Annotated in this window: 20 protein-coding genes; 4 read left to right on the top strand and 16 right to left on the bottom strand. The window is 38.6% G+C overall.

The window, feature by feature from the left end; all coding sequences use genetic code 11:
- The first annotated feature begins 138 nt into the window (after positions 1-138).
- Positions 139-1,164 (top strand): serine hydrolase, encoded by a 1,026-nt coding sequence (locus AC6CHV_RS05145; protein WP_498078260.1) that lies wholly within the window; start codon positions 139-141, stop codon positions 1,162-1,164.
- 1,185 nt (positions 1,165-2,349) lie between these two features.
- Here the strand turns inward: AC6CHV_RS05145 and AC6CHV_RS05140 are convergent.
- From AC6CHV_RS05140 to AC6CHV_RS05115, 6 genes are all read right to left on the bottom strand, one after another.
- Entirely contained in the window at positions 2,350-3,003 is a 654-nt protein-coding gene (locus AC6CHV_RS05140) for a PepSY domain-containing protein (RefSeq protein ID WP_498078259.1), read from the bottom strand.
- A gap of 162 nt (positions 3,004-3,165) precedes the next feature.
- Positions 3,166-3,690, bottom strand: coding sequence for a PepSY domain-containing protein (locus tag AC6CHV_RS05135; protein WP_341330432.1), 525 nt, complete (start codon positions 3,688-3,690; stop codon positions 3,166-3,168).
- Between the two features lie 108 nt (positions 3,691-3,798).
- Positions 3,799-4,518 carry a PepSY domain-containing protein gene (locus AC6CHV_RS05130; protein ID WP_341330431.1) on the bottom strand — a complete coding sequence of 240 codons (720 nt, stop codon included), beginning with the start codon at positions 4,516-4,518 and terminating at the stop codon, positions 3,799-3,801.
- Between the two features lie 57 nt (positions 4,519-4,575).
- Positions 4,576-5,934, bottom strand: coding sequence for a sensor histidine kinase (locus AC6CHV_RS05125; RefSeq protein WP_341330430.1), 1,359 nt, complete (start codon positions 5,932-5,934; stop codon positions 4,576-4,578).
- Positions 5,931-6,635 carry a response regulator transcription factor gene (locus AC6CHV_RS05120; protein ID WP_341330429.1) on the bottom strand — a complete coding sequence of 235 codons (705 nt, stop codon included), beginning with the start codon at positions 6,633-6,635 and terminating at the stop codon, positions 5,931-5,933. Before AC6CHV_RS05120 ends, AC6CHV_RS05125 begins: the two co-directional genes overlap by 4 nt.
- 34 nt (positions 6,636-6,669) lie before the next feature.
- Positions 6,670-7,227, bottom strand: a complete 558-nt coding sequence (locus AC6CHV_RS05115) for a TVP38/TMEM64 family protein (RefSeq protein WP_341330428.1) — start codon at positions 7,225-7,227, stop codon at positions 6,670-6,672.
- A gap of 573 nt (positions 7,228-7,800) precedes the next feature.
- Here AC6CHV_RS05115 and brfA point away from each other — a divergent pair.
- From brfA to AC6CHV_RS05100, 3 genes are all read left to right on the top strand, one after another.
- The gene (gene brfA, locus AC6CHV_RS05110; protein WP_341330427.1) at positions 7,801-8,007 is read left to right on the top strand and encodes a ribosome rescue factor BrfA; all 207 of its coding nucleotides are present in this window, start codon (positions 7,801-7,803) and stop codon (positions 8,005-8,007) included.
- Between the two features lie 381 nt (positions 8,008-8,388).
- A complete protein-coding gene (locus AC6CHV_RS05105; RefSeq protein ID WP_341330426.1) occupies positions 8,389-8,856 on the top strand; it encodes a DUF2243 domain-containing protein in 468 nt (155 codons plus the stop codon).
- A 14-nt stretch (positions 8,857-8,870) separates the two neighbouring features.
- Complete coding sequence (locus AC6CHV_RS05100; RefSeq protein ID WP_341330425.1) at positions 8,871-9,320, top strand: hypothetical protein; 450 nt, start codon at positions 8,871-8,873, stop codon at positions 9,318-9,320.
- Between the two features lie 38 nt (positions 9,321-9,358).
- On the opposite strand, the gene AC6CHV_RS05095 is transcribed toward AC6CHV_RS05100, so the two are convergent.
- The 10 genes from AC6CHV_RS05095 to AC6CHV_RS05050 form a co-directional block, all read right to left on the bottom strand.
- Positions 9,359-10,582, bottom strand: coding sequence for a DUF438 domain-containing protein (locus AC6CHV_RS05095; RefSeq protein WP_341330424.1), 1,224 nt, complete (start codon positions 10,580-10,582; stop codon positions 9,359-9,361).
- Positions 10,583-10,711: 129 nt separating this feature from the next.
- Positions 10,712-11,008 carry a HesB/YadR/YfhF family protein gene (locus tag AC6CHV_RS05090; RefSeq protein WP_341330423.1) on the bottom strand — a complete coding sequence of 99 codons (297 nt, stop codon included), beginning with the start codon at positions 11,006-11,008 and terminating at the stop codon, positions 10,712-10,714.
- Between the two features lie 172 nt (positions 11,009-11,180).
- Positions 11,181-11,330, bottom strand: coding sequence for a hypothetical protein (locus tag AC6CHV_RS05085; protein ID WP_341330422.1), 150 nt, complete (start codon positions 11,328-11,330; stop codon positions 11,181-11,183).
- Positions 11,331-12,782, bottom strand: a complete 1,452-nt coding sequence (locus AC6CHV_RS05080) for a carbon starvation CstA family protein (protein ID WP_341330421.1) — start codon at positions 12,780-12,782, stop codon at positions 11,331-11,333. It lies immediately after the preceding gene.
- 158 nt (positions 12,783-12,940) lie between these two features.
- Positions 12,941-13,672 (bottom strand): LytR/AlgR family response regulator transcription factor, encoded by a 732-nt coding sequence (locus tag AC6CHV_RS05075; protein WP_341330420.1) that lies wholly within the window; start codon positions 13,670-13,672, stop codon positions 12,941-12,943.
- A 1-nt stretch (position 13,673) separates the two neighbouring features.
- Positions 13,674-15,410, bottom strand: a complete 1,737-nt coding sequence (locus AC6CHV_RS05070; protein ID WP_341330419.1) for a LytS/YhcK type 5TM receptor domain-containing protein — start codon at positions 15,408-15,410, stop codon at positions 13,674-13,676.
- A gap of 146 nt (positions 15,411-15,556) precedes the next feature.
- The gene (locus AC6CHV_RS05065) at positions 15,557-16,636 is read right to left on the bottom strand and encodes a Gfo/Idh/MocA family protein (protein ID WP_440273027.1); all 1,080 of its coding nucleotides are present in this window, start codon (positions 16,634-16,636) and stop codon (positions 15,557-15,559) included.
- A gap of 77 nt (positions 16,637-16,713) precedes the next feature.
- Positions 16,714-17,952, bottom strand: a complete 1,239-nt coding sequence (locus AC6CHV_RS05060; RefSeq protein ID WP_341330418.1) for a Zn-dependent hydrolase — start codon at positions 17,950-17,952, stop codon at positions 16,714-16,716.
- Between the two features lie 146 nt (positions 17,953-18,098).
- Positions 18,099-18,695, bottom strand: a complete 597-nt coding sequence (locus AC6CHV_RS05055; RefSeq protein ID WP_341330417.1) for an NADPH-dependent FMN reductase — start codon at positions 18,693-18,695, stop codon at positions 18,099-18,101.
- An 82-nt stretch (positions 18,696-18,777) separates the two neighbouring features.
- Positions 18,778-19,527, bottom strand: coding sequence for an amino acid ABC transporter ATP-binding protein (locus AC6CHV_RS05050; RefSeq protein WP_341330416.1), 750 nt, complete (start codon positions 19,525-19,527; stop codon positions 18,778-18,780).

Below are 19,527 nucleotides of genomic sequence, written 5' to 3'. Positions count from 1 at the left end.
TTTAAAATTAGGATACTTGACTGTTTGAATATTCTTTCGACATATAACTAGAAAATTATGGTAGAGTTTAATAGAGTCCCTGAATATTATTGTTGTTATTCGCTAAAGCCAATTGAATATGACTAAGGAGTTAATTGAATGAATACTTTAAATTCAGACTTAAACAGTAAAATAAATGAATTTTGTAACCAAAGTACGTTTTCCGGAGTTGTTCTTGCCAAACAACACGATGAAATAATGATCCAGTCAGCTTACGGCTTTTCCAATAGAGCTGAAGAACTAGAGAACAAGATCAATACAAGGTTTGGAATCGCATCTGGCTGTAAACTTTTTACCGCCATTGCAGTATGCCAGCTTGTTGAAAAAGGTTTCGTAACATTTGATACAAGATTAAGAGATTGCTTGAACTTGGAATTTCCTAATTTTCATGAGAATGTTACCATCCACCATTTATTAACTCATACTTCCGGTGTCCCTGATTATTTTGATGAAGCCGTAATGGATGATTTTGAGGAGCTTTGGAAAGAAAATCCGATGTACCTAATCCGTGAATTGAAAGATTTTCTTCCATTGTTCCAGAGTAACGGTATGATGTTTGAGCCTGGTGAAAGATTTCACTATAACAATACCGGCTATATTTTATTAGGGTTAATCATCGAGCAAAAAACCGGAAAATCATTTACAGATTATGTGATTGAGAATGTTTTTAAACCATGTGATATGGAGGGCTCGGGATACTTTTCTCTCGATAATCTTCCGAAAAACACAGCAATAGGGTATATCGATAACGAAGAAGATGGAACATGGCGAACAAATATGTACTCCATTCCGATTAAGGGAGGATCAGATGGTGGAGCATTTATCACTGCACCCGACATGATGAAATTTTGGGATGCTCTCTTTGGCCATAAATTAGTAAGCAAGGAAACCACTAACCTGCTTTTAACACCTCACGTACATACTGAGGATGATGAATTTTATGGCTATGGGGTATGGATTTCTAAAAGAGAATCTGAGATTTATAAATATCATGTGATGGGGTATGATCCTGGAGTAAGTTTTGCTTCTTCTTATTATCCTGCTACAGACATCACACTAGTCATCCCCTCCAATCAATCATATGGTCCACATGATGTAACTGATGTTTTTGAAGAAAATATGTAATAAAAATGAGGTTAGGATTGCCCTGGCCTCATTTGTTTTAGGTATTAGTTTCTGTCATCGTCATCATCATCGACATCGTCACTGGGGCGTCGTTACGGTCATTAAATCGCGGGCGTGTCAAAGAAGGTTGAGTATTTCGGACTTGCTATGGCGAAATCATTGTGGGGGTGTCCGAAGGTTAGGGATCTTCGGACTTGCCATGGCGAAATCGTCGAGGGTGTGTCCGAAGGTTAGGGATCTTCGGACTTGCGAGGGCGAAATCGTTGTGGGTGTGTCCGAAGGTTAGGGATCTTCGGACTTGCCATGGCGAAATCTTCGTGGGGGTGTCCGAAGGTTAAGGATCTTCGGACTTGTCAGGGCGAAATCATTGTAGGTGTGTCTGAAGGTTAAGTATCTTCGGACTTGGGTTGGCGAAATCGTTGTGGGTGTGTCCGAAGGTTTAGTATCTTCGGACTTGCTATGGCGAAATCGTCGAGGGTGTGTCCGAAGGTTAGGGATCTTCGGACTTGCGAGGGCGAAATCGTTGTGGGTGTGTCCGAAGGTTTAGTATCTTCAGACTTGCGAGGGCGAAATCGTTGTGAGTGTGTCCGAAGATTAGCAATCCTCGGACTTGGGTTGGCGAAATCGTTGTGGGTGTGTCCGAAGATTAGCGATCTTCGGACTTGCTATGGCGAAATCATCAAGGATGTGTCCGAAGGTTAAGTATCTTCGGACATGCGATGGCGAAATGGTTGTGGGTGTGTCCGAAGATTAGCGTTCTTCGGACTTGCTATGGCGAAATCTTCGAGGGTGTGTCCGAAGGTTAGGGATCTTCGGACTTGCGAGGGCGAAATCGTTGCGAGTGTGTCCGAAGATTAGCAATCTTCGGACTTGCGAGGGCGAAATCGTTGTGGGTGTGTCCGAAGATTAGCGTTCTTCGGACTTGCTATGGCGAAATCGTTGTGGGTGTGTCCGAAGGTTAAGTATCTTCGGACATGCGATGGCGAAATCGTCGCGGGTGTGTCCGAAATCAAGTAATTCCTTTATATAACGTGAAGCGAATTTAAACTATTTTATTATATAGCCGCATTAAACGTTAATTTATCAAAAAAATTAAACGTGAATCCGTTTGTGAATTCACGCTTACTGCTTGGCACTCCAAACCTGAACGCGTTAAGTGCAGTTCTGTCCACTCTTTTTTATAAATTAGTCTCTGTCATCATCGTCGTCAAGGTCATCAATTTCCTTCTCTAAAATTGTTCCGTCTATTGCAGAAATCTCCATTTCGACTTCTTTACCATCATATATCATTTCAATTTCATAATGGTTATCATCATCTAGCTCAATTTCAACAATTTTACCTGGTGTGTCTTTAGTTGCAATTGAAATAGCTTGTTTTTTTGAAATTTTCACTGATGAAACAGCTTTTTGAGAAGTAACTCGGTCGTCGTCACGATCAGCATTTACTTTTACAACTTTTTCAGAAGATACATTGTTTTTTACATTAACATCGTCATCATCATCCGCTTTTACAACTGTTCCAGATGTTACGTTATTTTGTACCTTTACATTGTCGTCATCACGATCATCATCTACTTTCACAACTTTACCTGTAGTTGCATTGACGTCTACCTCAACATCGTCATCATGTGTACCTTCAAGCTCAACTTCGTAAATAAGCTCTCCATTCTGGTGCTCAAGCTCAACTTCCTTCACATTTGCTCCCTTTACCTCTTGCATCGCAATTTCTTCAGCTTTTTTAGATGGAACTTCAGCTTCCTTTGCGAATGCACCAACTCCTACTGCTCCTCCTAATACAACTGTTCCAACAATTCCTAGTACCACAAGTTTTTTCTTCATTTTTGTTTCCTCCTTTATTTGAACTATCTTAATCATAGACAACTAAAATGAGGAAACTCAGATAATAAAATGAGAAATTGATGAGAAACATGTGAGAGTTTGTAAATATATAAATAAAAAAAGAGGACAGAATTTAAGTTCTGGCCTCTTCTTTACAATAATTTAGTCTCTGTCATCGTCGTCACGATCATCTATTTCCTTCTCTAAGATTGTTCCGTCTATTGCAGAAATCTCCATTTCGACTTCTTTACCATCATATATCATTTCAATTTCATAATGGTTATCATCATCTAGCTCAATTTCAACAATTTTACCTGGGGTATCTTTCGTTACAATTGAAATGGCCTGTTCTTTTGAAATCTTTACAGATGAAACGGCTTGTTGAGAAGTAACTCGATCGACATCGTCGAGATCATCCTCAACTCTCACTACTTTACCAGTAGCTGCATTGACTACTACCTCTAGATCGTCACCATATTCGTCCTCTAGCTCAACTTCATAAACAAGCTCTCCGTTTTCGCGTTCTAGTTCAATTTTTTCAACATGTGCTCCTTTTACCTCTTGAATTGCAATTTCTTCAGCTTGTTTAGATGGAACTTCAGCTTCCTTTGCAAATGCACCAACTCCTACTGCTCCTCCTAATACAACTGCTCCAACGATTCCTAGTACCACAAGTTTTTTCTTCATTTTTGTTTCCTCCTTTATTTGAACTATCTTAATCATAGACAATGAAAATGAGGAAACTCAGATAATAAAATGAGAAATTGATGAGAAACATATGAGTTTTTCTAAGAATTAATCTTCTGAGATAATCGCTTTGACTTCACCAGAAATCGCATGAACTTGTACGGTGAATTCTTCTTCCCCGGCATCTTCAATTTCGATAAAGTAATAGAGCTGGCCCGCTTCTTCTTCAAGTTCAACATCATCCACAGCACCATTTACCTGTTTTAGAGCAAGCTCAATTGCCTGTTGCTCAGAGATACGTTGTGCAGGCTCTTGGCTATTTGGCTTTGTTTCAGGTGGTGTCTGTTGTTGCTGCTTATTTACTACAACATCCACAATCTTACCTGTCGTTGTTTCTAATTTATAAGTTGCTTCTGTTTTGTCTTTTGTAACAGTTGCATAATAATAAGCTTTATCTTGTTCATTCTTCTTTTCAATCGTTTTAATTTCTCCGGCCTTCTCTTTGGCTAAGATATCTCGAATCTCAGCCTCTGTTTTTTCCCGAGGTTCATGTGAAATTTGAGTGAGGTTAGTAACGTCACCCGATTTCCGATTAACATCTATTTCATAAATGCCAGATTCTATTTCAAATTTAATTTTATAAATGTCTCCTTCACGGCTCACTTCTGTGTTTTCACCGCTATACATCTTTTCTACAAGGTCAACGGCATCCTTTTCAGTTAAAGGTTCTGCAGATGTAAAGGTCTTTGTTAGCTGCCAAATCACAAAAGTTGCAATAATAATACCTGCTACAGCGAGTAGACTTTTAGGAAGTGTCCCTTTTTTCATTACACTCACTCCATTGATTTCGTTTTATCTACTATAATACCGGCATTTTATGAGAAATTAATGAGAATCCTCATTGGATAGCAGAATATTGGCTGTCGTTCCTTCCCCTTCAACACTTTCGAGAACAAGTTTCGCCCCGATTGCATCTGCCAAATCTTTTGCAAGTGAAAGTCCTAATCCATAGCCTCCTGTTTTTCTCGCTCTAGCTTTATCAACACGGTAAAAACGATCAAATACTTTTCCAACATCCTGTGACGGAATCCCAATCCCTTGGTCAATAATTTTTATGCTTGATTGATTCCTTTCCTTACCAATCACTACAATCACAGGTTTTTCGCTGTATTTTAGAGCATTATCCATTAAAATATAAAATACTTGTTTAAGCTTTTGCTTATCAGTTTTTACAATGGATTCTTCTTCCACAATGATTGAAATGTCGCGTTTGTAGCCCTCTCGGAAAGAAGTTACCGACTCATCAACTAGCTGCAGTAGAGGAATGTTTTCCATCTGTAGTTTCCATTGCTCATCATGTTTTGCCATTAATAATAGCTGCTGAGTTAATTCCCTCATATGAATGGCTTCGGATTGTATCGCATCCACTGCTTCTTGAAAAAGTTTTGGGTCTGTCTGCCCCCTCCGTTTTAAAAGACTTGAATAAGAGTCAATAACGGTTAATGGTGTTTTTAACTCATGAGACGCATTTGAGACAAAAATCTCCTGTTTTTCGTAGTTTACTTCTAATAAATCCATCATTTCATTAAAGGTTTGACCCATTTCATGCAATTCATCGTTCGATTCATTTGTTAATCGAATCCGTTTATATTGACCGCTTTTGCGAATTTCCCGCATCGTTTGAATCATCGCTGTAATAGGCTTTGTAATCACATTACTCAATACCCTAGTTGAAACGATAACAGGTATGGTTGCAATTATCGTTACAGCAAGTAAGACGAGACTTAATGTTTTCAAGTTTGCAGCTGTCTGTGATAAATCTTCCACCATCTGAAGTTCAGCCACTTCCCCATTTTTCCAAATGATTGGCAATGAAGTAAAAGCGTAGGGTCTTCCATCATAATTAACAACTTGTTTACGTTCTGATTTTTGGTAGGTGGTTGGAAAATCTTTTAACACTTTCTGCTCTGGGACATATGCTCTTGGACCGACCTCGCCATCCGGGTGCACTACTCGAAGCATTCCGTTAATCGGCATATATGTAGTAAGTAAGGTCTGTGCCTGTATTGTATCTATTGATTTGGATATCCCATTTAAAGCATGCACAGCTTCGGCATGTGTGCGCTCAACTTCATTTTGGAACATCATATGCCTAAACGTAAAAAAAGACGCAACATTAATTAGGATTAACAAAATGATAAACAAAACAGCCGTGAATAAATTAATCTTTGTTCTTAGTTTCATTTTGATTCCTTCATCACATAGCCGACGCCACGTACTGTGTGAATTAATGGCTCGTCATATGGCTTATCCATTTTATTTCGTAAATATCGGATATACACATCCACTATATTGGTATCCCCGTAATAGTCATAACCCCAAACCGCATTTAATAATTGCTCCCGATTCAACACCTGTCTTGGATGCTTCATTAAATAGGCAAGCAGATCAAATTCTCTTGGTGTTAGCTCTATTGCATCGTCTCTACGAATGACCTCATATGTTCCTTCATTAAGTTTTAAGTCCCCCACACGTAACCAGTCTTCGGTTTGTTCTTGACCGGAAGTTAAATGAGTAGGTTTACTTCGAAGTGCTACTCGAATACGGGCAAGCAGTTCTTCTATTTGAAAGGGCTTTGTCACATAATCATTAGCTCCCAAATCAAGGCCAGAGACCTTGTCCTCTACGGAGTCTTTTGCAGTCAAAAGAATGACCGGTGTAGCTGAGTTTGCAGCACGAATACGTCTAAGCACCTCAATTCCACTGATGCCCGGAAGCATGATATCTAGTAGGACCAAATCCCATGATTCTTCTAGAAACAGTTGTAACCCTGTACTACCATCGAAGGCTTTCCCAGTTTCATAGCCTTCATATGTCAATTCCAACTCCAATACCCTTGCAATCTTCTCTTCATCTTCCACAATTAAAATACGTTGTTTTTGCATCTCCAATCCACCCCTCATTTCTATGTAACTATCTCTATGTATTTTTCTTTCTTACTAGTTTAGCCCAAATATAGAGGATTCCAACAATTGAAACCATTGTTAAAATAATTTTCCCTTCCATTGTTCCAGCAGTGACATTGTGCACCGAGTACGCCTCAATAAGTAAGGAAGGAAGCTTCCCTAGCGAGCTTGCGAATAGAAAGATGATAAAACTCACATCACCAATTGCTGCTGTAAAGGTAACCACCCCTGAAGGAATAAAAGGGAAGAAACGTAATAGTAGAATCATCATGAATGCTTCTTTCCCTTTTGCGGAAAGAAGTTTATTGATAAGCGAATGTTCGTGTTTCTTCTTATCGATGAACCTTTTAAATCCTTTACGGTATAACCAAAATGCCACAATCGCACCCACAACCTCTCCGATAAAAGAGATGAAAGTCCCTTTCCAAACACCGAAGACAAGGAGATTAGCAGCAGTAATAAATACGCTTGGAAGAACTCCAAATATGCTAATCACGATATTTAGAAACAGGCTTATGATTACTGCATATGCCTCATAATTTAGTAAAATATCTACTATTTTTTCCTGCATGGAAATCCTCCGAATTATGCTTGCTCTTATTATGCCATATTTTTAGATTAAAAAAAGACCGCGTGGATCAAAACAATCCAAGCGACCTATTTTTAATTTTGCACTAGGCATATTACTCTTCTTCAATTGATTCCTCTTCGGACCTTGGTCTTCTTCCCCAGAAAAATTCCCACGAATCTACTCGTTGGTTCTCCTGCTCATCACGGGTATCTTTTTCTTTCTCATCAGTCAATACCGACACCTCCCCAAATTGTTTGTCGTATATATCCTATTCTGGGCATTTGCATCTGTATGGGAGAATGCCTATTTTTATTGAAAATTTCTATATGGAAGTGATGTGGGAAAACATGTATACTGAAGATGTAAATAATTAACTTTATTCAGCTGCTGACTGAATAAAGTTAAAGCCTCCGGCGGATGCCACGATTTTTCAAAGGGAATTTTTCGAGTATAGGATCAAAGACTAAGGACGCCACGTCCCTGTGGCAACGTCTTTGTGACCCATATCGCGCGGGTTTTAAAAAAATCGGGCGCAAACACGCCAAGGCACATTTGATGAAGAGGTGATAGAGGATGGCGAAATCTAAAGCTAGAAAAATTCGCGAGAAGCTTGTTCGCGAAGGAAAACGAAATCCTGAAAACGGAAGAAGCCCATTTGTAGGATTCGACATGCAAACAAGAATGACAAAAACGAAAAAAGATCACTTATACCGCAATAAACATAAGAACCAATCATTCAGTGATGGAAATGATGGTTCTTTTTTATTTTTAGGGGTGTGAGTTGAGAGGCATTTTTGTTTGCGTTACCTTTTTTAGGGAAGTACTTGCCAATGGGTATGATTCTACCGTTTGCGTTCCCCTTTACCAATCTTTTTCTCGTGCTATCGGGCACGATTTCCTCCCTTGCGTTCCCCTTTACCAATCTTTCTCGTGCTATCGGGCACGATTCCTCCCCTTGCGTTCCCCTTTACCAATCTTTCTCGTGCTATCGGGCACGATTCCTACCCTTGCGTTCCCCTTTACTGATATTCCCCCGGCAATCGGGCACGATTCCTTCTCTCTTAAATCAAAATAGTAGTTTCCTACTAGGTTACTGTTTATAAATCTAGCAAAAGGGACAAAATAGATTAATGTTCAAAAGAGAAAGAGAGGAGACGTATCTTGACTACAAATACTAGAAGAAGACTGATTAATACAGGGAGTTTTATTTTTGGTTTTGGATTTTTAGGGGCACTTGATGGGATTATTTTTCATCAGTTATTACAGTGGCATAGTGTATATATGGCTACAGATCGACCAGGGCAAATCATGAGTGATGGTATTTTTCATTTTGCTGTTACAATCACCCTTATCATTGGTGGTGTACTGTTATGGCTGGCAGGAAATCCAAGCAATCTATCAAAGGGAGTTCATTTGCTTGTTGGTTGGTTTTTAATCGGGGGTGGCGTGTTTAATATGGTTGAGGGGATTGTCAATCATCATCTCCTTCAGATCCACCGTGTTAAGCCTGGGGACCCCAACGCTTTAGCCTACGACTTAGCATTTCTTGCATCCGGATTATTGTTATTCATAATTGGCTATTTCATTAAACAACGAAAAGATAAACAAAGTTCACCTATTAGTTCTTGAATGAGGAGGGGGCTATGTATAGAATCATTAGTTTTTTTGTTATTTTTGGGACTGTTTCATTGATGGTATATTTTCACAATCAGAGCAGCCACTATAGTGCCGGTAACCATGAAATGATGCATCAAGAAAACCAAATCATTATTCCTCCTTCACATCTTGCTCCTACCATTTCTGGTTCAGTAATAAAAGACCCTTCCGGAACATGGTTGTTAGAAATTCATACTGAAAATTTCACATTTGAACCGAAGAAGGCTGGTACTAAGGAAACCACCTACAATGAAGGGCACGCCCATATTTATTTAAACGGTGAAAAAGTAAATCGTTTATATGGGCAATACTATCATCTGGACTTTTTACCATCTGGTACAAACGAAATAAAAGTTACATTGAATGGGAACAATCATGGCGTTCTTGTTGCAAATGGAGAAGAAGTTGCATTTACAGAGTTTGTCAATGTACCATAAAAATGCTGACATCAAAATGTCAGCATTTTTCATGTTCCCTATGATAAAATCCGCTTTTCCCCTTCAATTTCTTGGATTGGAGCAATATTTTGAGAGAATTCCATCGTTCCGATATACTCCCCATCTTCATCGCGGACCGCAAAATAACGGATATACACATATTTGCCTTTTGCTTTGATCCAGAAATCTTCAACATCTTTTCTTCCTGCTTTGAAATCATCTAGCAGATCTTCGACGACATGAACACTTCTAGGAGGATGGCAGTTTTGAACGGTTCTCCCAATCACAGCCTTCGTCCTAGCAAAGATACGCTCTTTTCCTTTTGAGAAGTAGCGAACGACGTCATCTTTATCAATAAACGTAATATCTACCGGTAAATGGTTTAATAATAATTCAAGTTGTTTTAAGGACAGGATACCTGTTTCCATTTTAATAAATCCTTTTGACGCCACTTGCTCATCATCAATCACACTTCGCTCAGGCTTCCAATCTTCGGGAGAAACCAAACAAAAACCGATTTCATCACTTTCTTGAGCAATTTTTAACCATTCGTCCTCTGTTAAATTATTTAACGACATTGGAAAGAGGATATTTTCTTCACGATAAATCATTTCGTCAATTTGATCGGTAAAAAAGTTGATGACCTCCACAACGGATTGTTTATTCCCATCATATTCGACAAGCATTCTTTTTGCATCTTTTATCGCGTCTACAATAAAATCATCAATCTTCCACATCATATTTGTTGGGCCATATATGCCGTATTTCTCTAAATATGGGAAGAGGAGCTGTTCTTTTCGTTCATAATGCTTTCTGATATCCATTAAAAGATTACAATCACCGAGTAACTTCAATCTATTTTCACTTTGATCATCTGCTTCGAATTCTTGCAAATGCTCCTTGATTTTAGTTACTTGCTTTTCAAGTTCTCTATTTTCAAGCTTAAACGTATAAACAGGATGTCCAGGTTGTTCATCTGGATGACGATTTAATGTGTCTTCTATAAAATCCTTAAAAATCTCTCTATGCTTTGAACAAATTTCTGTAGCCTCATGTTCCTGAATATTTTCTTCTTCCATTAATACATGTTGGAGCCTGGACACTTCTCCAATGGTTATATAGCCCACTTTATCCTTTAATTGAGATTTTATCTCTTCAACAGATTTACCATTATGTAAATCTTTAAAGCTTTGTTTTATAAGAGCCTCACGCTCTTGATCACTGATTTTATTTTGTTCACGGTTATTAATAAGTTCACTCACACGAATCTCTCCTTTCAAACAATGCAATATTGAAAATACCTGTTATGTTTGAAAATAGCATAGATTAAAGAAAAGGTTCGTGATTCGAATCACATTGTAAAAATAAAGATAGGCTCACTTATTGTGAGCCTACGGTTTTGGGTATTGATACTCTAGTTCATCTTTATCGGGATTATAGTCAACAATGAGATTATGGCCGTTAAAAAACCAAATGTCGTCCTCTTCTACATAGAATTCAATGTCATCAATCTTTTGACTTGCATGAATTTGGATGGGTTCATCATGCGTTGAAAAAGCAAGTGAATATTTCTCTTGTACGGGACTCGTTCCGTAAAACATTGGATAAAATCGAACACTATCCCCTTCTTTTACACTTATATCCTCTTTGAACCATTTTACAGCTGCTTCACTGATTGTCATTTCCATCTGTATGAACCTCCCTAGATGTCCTTCTGATATTTTGTGCAGAAAGAAATCCTTTATTACTTTTATAGTACTAAAGTTTTCATGTATAGGAAATCAATAAGTTTGTGAAAGTTTTCTCAAACATTAAAAAAGTGCATACATTCATAAAAGAATGCATGCACTTTTGATTCATTTATAAGAGCACAAAGATGATTATGGCTCCAACTATAATGGAAATGCTCACAATTTTTCCCCAAACAGGAACTTTGTCATTTGTTTGCTGATTGACCTTCTGCTCCTGAGCCTCGACTACCTTCCGATATTCAGGACTACAGCAACTCATTTAGGCCACCTTATTATAGTTTGAGATATCTACTTCAAGCGGATGATTTGCTGCTCTTAACTTCTTAGCTTGACGGAAGAATAACACTAGAAGTATTGCAGTTCCTGCAAAACCACCGTACCAAGCAATGTCCATTGGTAATCGGAATCCGATTTGTGCATTTAGGATATACGTGATAACCATTGTTAACATAAAAGTTCCTGGAATCAGTGAAATCCAGTAGTTCTTTTTCGCAATGTATAGGTACATTGCACCTACGAATAAGGCAATTACTGCTGTAGCTTGGTTCGCCCAGCTAAAGTATCTCCAAAGAATATTGAAATCAATTTGTGTTAGGACAACTGAGATCGCAAATAATGGAACAGCAATCCATAAACGGCTAGACATTTTCTTTTGAGCCATATTAATATACTCAGCGATAATCATACGAGCACTTCGGAATGCAGTATCACCAGAAGTGATTGGTAATACGATAACCCCAAGAACTGCAAGTGTTCCACCAACAGCACCAAGCATTAATGTTGAAACTTCACTTACAATTGCCCCTGGTCCGCCAGCTGCAAGAAGTTCTTGTAAGCCACCATAACCATCGAATAAGCTCATTGCTGCTGCAGCCCAGATCATCGCAATGATCCCTTCAGCAATCATCATACCGTAGAAAATTTTACGTCCTTGGCTTTCCTTTTGTGTAGTACGTGAAATAATTGGTGTTTGTGTCGCATGGAATCCAGATAAAGCACCACAAGTGATTGTAAAGAATAATAATGGGAAAATTGGTGCATTATCAGGATGGAAATTTGATAATGAAAGTTCTGGAATTGGTGCTCCCTTAACTATTAAACCAATACCGATACCTACAGCACTGATTAAAAGGATCGCTCCAAACCATGGATAAAGACGACCGATAATTTTATCTACTGGCAATAAAGTTGCCAAGATATAATAGATGAAAATGGCAGCAATCAGAATTCCTAAGGCAACTTTCCCATCTAGTAATAGATTTAATAGACTAGCAGGAGTCGAAACGAAAACGGTACCAACTAATAGTAGAAGTAAAACAGCAAATGCGTTTACGACGTGTTTCATTGCTTTTCCTAAAAACTTAGTTGCAAGTTCCGGTAAGTGAGCTCCCTTGTTACGAATGGAAATCATACCAGTTAAATAGTCATGAACTGCCCCTGCAAAAATACATCCAACTACGATCCAAATGAAAGCGACAGGTCCGTAAAGCGCTCCCATAATTGGTCCGAATACAGGTCCAGTACCTGCAATATTAAGTAACTGAATCAACGAGTTTTTCTTTGTGCTCATTGGAATATAGTCTACGCCATCAGCATCTACATATGCTGGTGTAGCACGTTCTTCCTTCACACCGAATACTTTTTCAACGTATTTACCATACGTAAAGTACCCTACAATTAACAAAGCTATACTAGCTAAAAAGGTAATCATTCTATTTCCCCCTATTCTCTTTAATAGAATTTATGAATGCGTTTACAATAATTATAATATTTAAAGTGAATTTTAGGAGGGTTTTAGATTAAAAGGTAGAAATTCGACAATAACGTGTCCAAATTGTGAACTAAAACGCAAAATTTCTACCTTCTTGTTTAAATTTCTAAGCTCGCTCGTAATGCCTTTACATAATTTCGACTAACTGAGAGCTGTTCACTTCTACCTTCTATTTCCAATTGATACGCACCGTTAAACCATGGAGTGAGACGAGTGACATATTTTAAATTGACAAGAAAGCTTTTATGGATGCGGAAGAACCCAAACGATTCAAGTCTGCTTTCCAAATCTTTCAGCTGTATTTTTGTCTCGTATTCTCCCACCTTAGTTATGAGTTTGGTTACTTTTTCATCTCTTACAATATATAAAATATCCTTTGGTTCAAGATAGATAATCTCACCGCTTGAATCAATTGCCAATTTCCCAGTTTGCTTTCCTTTTTCCTTTTCCTCAGTCGTCTGGAAATGTTTTTCGATCCGTTTTACTGTTTCTTCTAGTTGTTCCTCATCAAATGGCTTTAATAAGTAGTCAATTGCATTAAAACGGAATGCTTCCACAGCAAATTCCGGGTAGGCGGTTGCAAACACAATGAGTGGCGATTTTTTCAATTCCAAAAGGGCTTTTGCTGCATCCATTCCGTTAACCTTTGGCATTTCTATATCTAAAAAGACAACATCTGGTTGAAGTTGGATCGCTTTTAAAATCGCTGCCTCCCCTGAATCGGCTTCCCCGACTATTTGAATGGATGGATGCGCTTCTAAAAGATGTGACAGTTCATCACGACTATATAATTCATCATCGACAATAAGTGTTTTAATTTTTGATTCCATTTTATATAGCCTCCGTAACTGGGATTGAAAAAGAGATTTCCGTTCCCTGATTTACTTCGCTTTTAATTGCTAATGCGGACTTTTCACCAAAATGCATCGTAAGCCTTCTATTAACATTATATAAAGCGACACCACTACCTTTTTCTGACTTTATTGGGGTAACGCAAATTTCCCTAGCACGTTCTTTACTCATCCCCATTCCATTATCCTCAACCTTAACAAAAACACAGTCATTCCCTTTTTGAATTGAAATACTTACCTGAAAATCTCCATCATGATTCTTCATGCCATGCTTGATTGCATTTTCTACAATCGGCTGAAGGGTAAGTGGTGGAATATGCTGATACAAAGCAGCTTCCTCAACTTTATAAAATACCTTCAATTTGTCTACAAATCTTGTTTCCTCAATTTCTAAATAAGCTCGAACTTGCCGCAATTCCTGCTCTAAAGTTGTTACATTTTGTGTCGTTACCGATAGGTTCTGGCGTAAGAAATGTGATAAAGAAACGAGTAGTTTCCTAGCTTTTGTTGGATCTCTCCTGACTAATGAGAGAATCGTATTTAATGTATTGAACAGAAAGTGCGGACTGATTTGTGCTTGAAGCACTTTGATTTCGGCTTCTTTAGCAAGCTGAAATGCCTTGTCCGCCTCCGCAATTTCAAGCTGATTACTTAAAAGTGAACTTAAACCAGAGATTAGCTCTGTGACAACAGGTGTAATTTCTTTTTCAGAACGGAAATAGAATTTTAGCGTACCAATCGTTTCTTCTCTTCTTTTTAATGGAGCAATCACAGCCGCACCGAGTGGGCAATCCTCATCCCTACATTGAATCATCTTTTTGTTTGCGATTACAATTTTCCCGTTATGAATAACTTCCTGCGTGATTTGTGTTTGAATAGGCATCTGTGAACGGTGATGGTCATGGCCAAGACCTACATGCGCTAGGATTTCGTTCGTGTTTGTCATCGAGACAGCTGTAGCTTGAATTTCATCCTGAATAATATGACAAACGGCCTGAGCTGTCTCACGATTCAAACCGTTCCGTAAATAAGCGAGCGTCTTGTCCGCAATCCGCAGTGTTTTTTGAGCTTGAACTGCACCTACCCGTTCTCCCTCATTAATTACACTCTTGATAATCATGAGGAAAAGTGCACATCCCAAACCATTTGCTAAAATCATCGGAATTCCAATGATCTCAACCAAAGCCCATGCCTTTTCAAACGGGCGCGAGAAGAGTAAAATAACCAACATTTGAAGTGCTTCCGCAGAGGCTGCAATAATAAACGCTGTACTCAGTTTCACATGTTTATTTTTCTTATAAAAGTATCCCGAGATAAATCCAGCAATAATGGATGCAAAACCACAGGAAAACGCAGTAAACCCTCCCAAGGTAAAGCGATGAATTCCTGCAATTAGACCCGCACCTAAACCAACCTTGTAGCCCCCAAGAAGGCCTGCAAGCACAACACCAATTACCCGTGAGTTTGCTAAAGCCTCATCGGTGGTTAAAGCAGATGCCCACCGGTCAAATTGCAGGCTTTCCGTGTTCAGGCTTAAGCCAGTATACGTACCAATGATTCCAAAAAAACCAAAGAAGACAATCGCCACAAGCTTCTGCCAGCGGTTCAGCTCCTCCTGATACATCATCCCTCTAAAAAACTTCAATCTAGTCAAAATAAAAGCGATTGCAACAATAATCCCTAACCGCTCCAATAGCGTAATCAACAGTACGAACATATACATGCTCCTTTTTGGGTCACTGGGACAGGTCCCTTGTCCCACATCAGATATTAATTTTGGGACGAGGGGCCTGTCCCTCTGTCCCTATTGTATCAAGATTATTGGGGTTGTGGACAGTTGGAAGTTTTATGAACTCTGACTTGTCATCCCATCTTAAATTTCTCATTTCTATATATGTCAATGGCTTGCTCTTGCGCCTGTAAGCATAATTCTGCTGCTTTAAAAGCATGCGCTTGAGTCATGGCTAGTTCGGTACGGTTCATGCAATCTAAGATGAACTGCCCAAAGAAAGGAAATCCAACCTTTCCGGACACATTAAAATACTGCTCTCCATCTTTATTAACTAAAAAGACGTGATTTCCATTATTCGCACGTGCCAGATCGATGTATTTCCGGATTTCAATCGTCCCTTCCGTACCAATTATAAAGATTCTCCCATCGCCCCAAGTCCTTAAACCGTCAGGAGTAAACCAATCTACTCGGAGATAATTTGTTGCCCCATTATCTCCAACCAATGTTGCATCACCAAAATCATCTAATTCCGGATACTGCGGGTGGTTATAGTTTGCTATTTTACTGTGTAACACCTTTGCATCCTGACAGCCTGTGTAATATAAAAATTGTTCAATTTGATGAGAGCCAATATCACATAAGATTCCACCATATTGTTCTCTTTTAAAAAACCATTCTGGTCGGCTAGGTGCATTTAATCGGTGTGGACCGAAACCAGTTACCTGAATGACACGACCAATTGCACCGGTTTTAATTAAATCACCAGCAAATACAGCTCCCTCTACATGAAGACGCTCACTATAATACACCATGTACTTTTGGCCAGTTTGTTTTACAACTTCCCTTGCTTTTTCCAATTGTTTTAATGAAGTAAAGGGTGTTTTATCTGTAAAATAGTCTTTACCTGCATTCATTACCTGGATACCAAGTTCACTTCGTTTTGAAGGGATCGCTGCACCAGCCACAAGCTGAACACTTGTATCTGATAAAATTTGCTCTAAAGACTCAGCATGCACCACCTCAGGAAAAGTTTCCAAGAACTTAGCTACTTTTAGGGGATCGGGATCATATACCCATTTCAAAGTAGCACCTGCTTCAATTAATCCATTGCACATTCCGTAAATATGCCCATGATCGAGACATGCTGCTGCAAATATAAATTCCCCTTTTTTCACAACAGGATTTGGTTTTCCCTTTGGCGCATAATTCATACCATCATGTACCACTATTATCCCCTCCTATTAATCTGTACAGACACATTATCTTAAGACAAACTGGTTTCAGAATACTAGCCTACCTGCACTGAATAATGAAGGATAAGTTCTTCAAGCACGTCAATCCCAGTCATGATATCTTCAAGTTCCGTATACTCGTCCGGATGGTGGCTAAGTCCATCGACAGAAGGTACAAAAATTAAACCAGTAGGACAAAGCTTTGTCATATTCATCGCATCATGTCCTGCCCCACTTGCCATCCTTTGATAGGAAAGATTTAAACTCTCACAAATTGATTCTGTAACATCATTTATATCTTTAGAGAGTAAAACGGGTTCTTCACTAATGATTTCATTGCTTACTATTTCAAGCTTTCGATTTGTTTCCAATTCTTGTATCGTTTTATATAAATGGTCTACTACTCTTTGTCTTGACTCTACGGAGGTAGATCGGATATCCACCTTAATATCCACTTCACCTGGTACAACATTCATTGCACCTGCATGAACATCCATGACTCCAACAGTAGCAACGGTTCCATAATGTTGTTCATCTATGGCAATTTTCTCTAATTCTAGTGCGATCTCAGACGCTCCTAATAGGGCATCTTTTCTCATATGCATCGGGGTTGTACCGGAATGCGAGGCGGTTCCTTTAATTTTGATAACCAACCTTATCGGAGCGGCTATTCCCGTAACAATCCCAATATTTTTGTTATTGTTTATTAATACTGGACCTTGCTCAACATGCAATTCAAAGAATGCTTTAATTTCTTCATTTACTCTACTGGCTTCTTCAACACTATCAATATCAAGAGCGCATAATGAAAGGGCCTCTTCCATTGTAATTCCATCACGATCTTTTAAATATCTAAATTTCTCTTTATCAAATAGTCCAGACATCGCCTTACTTCCAACAGTAGAAACGCCGAATCTAGCAGATTCTTCACAGGCAAATGAAACAATCTCAATTGGGTGAGCGGTTTCAATTCCCTTTTCATTGAGCCTTTTTACAACTTCCAATGCAGCTGTAACACCCACTACCCCGTCATATTTTCCACCTTGATAGACAGTATCCAGATGGGAACCCATTAGCACCGGCGGTAAATGCTTGTTTTTTCCTTCTCTCCTTGCAATTACATTACCACACTGGTCCATACTGATTTCTAATCCTTCTGCTTTACACATCCGCATAAATGCATGTGTACAAGTTTGTTCCTCATTGGTATAGGCAATTCTAGTTATTCCTTTTTCACCAGAGTTATATTGATTGATTTTATTAAAAAGTACTTGATATCTTTCAATCCGATCCATGCTGATATATCTCCCGTCCTGTCATTCATGATTCTATCAATATTATACCAGTTAGATAGATTTGTTTAGAGATGATTTTTAAGATTTAGAAAAATGGCAAATAAAAAAAGCAACGCCTTTTTTTTAGACATTGCCTCATTTTCATTTTATCGAATTGTCTTTAATGCTTTCCCCCAAGAAACAACTTGGTCTAACAGCATGTTCATATTATCATCATGAATATTTTGCGGTTTAAAATCAGTACCATTTTCAAAATCTAAAAAGAGCGATAAAGTTGGATGGGTGCGTACATCCGCAATGTTTAATTCACCACAGATTCCACGAAGATGTTCGGCCGCACGAGCGCCACCAGTTGAACCATAGCTAACGATTCCAGCCGATTTATTGTACCAAGCTTCTCGAGCTAAATCCATCGCATTTTTCAATGCCCCTGTGATACTGTGATTGTATTCTGCAACAACAAATATAAAACCATCAAGACTTGCTAATTTCTCATTCCATTTCGCAATCCCAGGTGCATCAGCTGTTCCTAAGAACGGTAAATCGTACTCTTTAATATCTACAATTTCATAGTTAGCATTTCCTTTCTTGTCACCATAACCCTTTACCCATTCTCCTACCTGTGGACTAACTCGACCTTCACGTGTACTGCCTAGAATAATTCCAATGTTTAATTTTTCTTCAGTCATTTTTGGATCCTCCGTTGCTGTATTTTTGCCAAACAATTTGTCTAAAAAGCCCATACTTAACACCACCTATGTAGTTAAGAAAAGCATTACGGTTTTAATTTCCCTATATCTAATAGATTCTATTCAAGCATATTTTTTACGTCGGATTTAAGATTCGTTGTAAGAACTGTTTTGTCCGTTCTTCCTTTGGATTTTTTAATACCGCATCTGGTTTGCCCTGCTCAACAACATACCCTCCATCCATAAACAGGACTTTATCTGAGATCTCACCTGCAAATTGGATTTCATGAGTGACAATAATCATGGTCCAATTTTCATGAGCCAAGTCCTTCATCACCTTTAACACTTCTCCAATTAGTTCAGGATCTAAGGCGGAAGTCGGTTCATCGAATAAGAGCAGCTCCGGCTTTAGTGCTAATGCCCTCGCGATTCCTACCCGCTGTTGCTGTCCGCCAGATAATTGGTCAGGGTATAAATCCATTTTCTCCTTTAATCCGACCTTTTCTAGTAAATCCACTGCCTCACGTCTTGCTTCCGTCTTATTTCTTTTTTGAACAATTAGTGGGCCTTCCATGACATTTTGAAGGGCTGTTTTATGTGGAAAAAGGTTATAGGATTGAAACACCATTCCCGATTTTCGACTTAAACGAATGACGTTCTGTTTACTCAATTTTTCTCCAAAATTTATGGATAATCCATCTTCAAACTGAAAATTTCCTTTATCCGGTTGTTCAAGACCATTAAAGCAACGGAGCATCGTTGTTTTTCCTGATCCGGATGGGCCAATAATGGAGACAACTTCCCCTTTATTAATCTCGAGATCAATATTTTTTAATACTTCATTTTCACCAAAAGATTTTGCCAAACCCTTAACAGATAAAAACAT

It is taken from the genome of Ferdinandcohnia sp. GQ5 (genome assembly GCF_059759275.1).
This window is presented reverse-complemented; position numbering and strand designations above follow the sequence as displayed.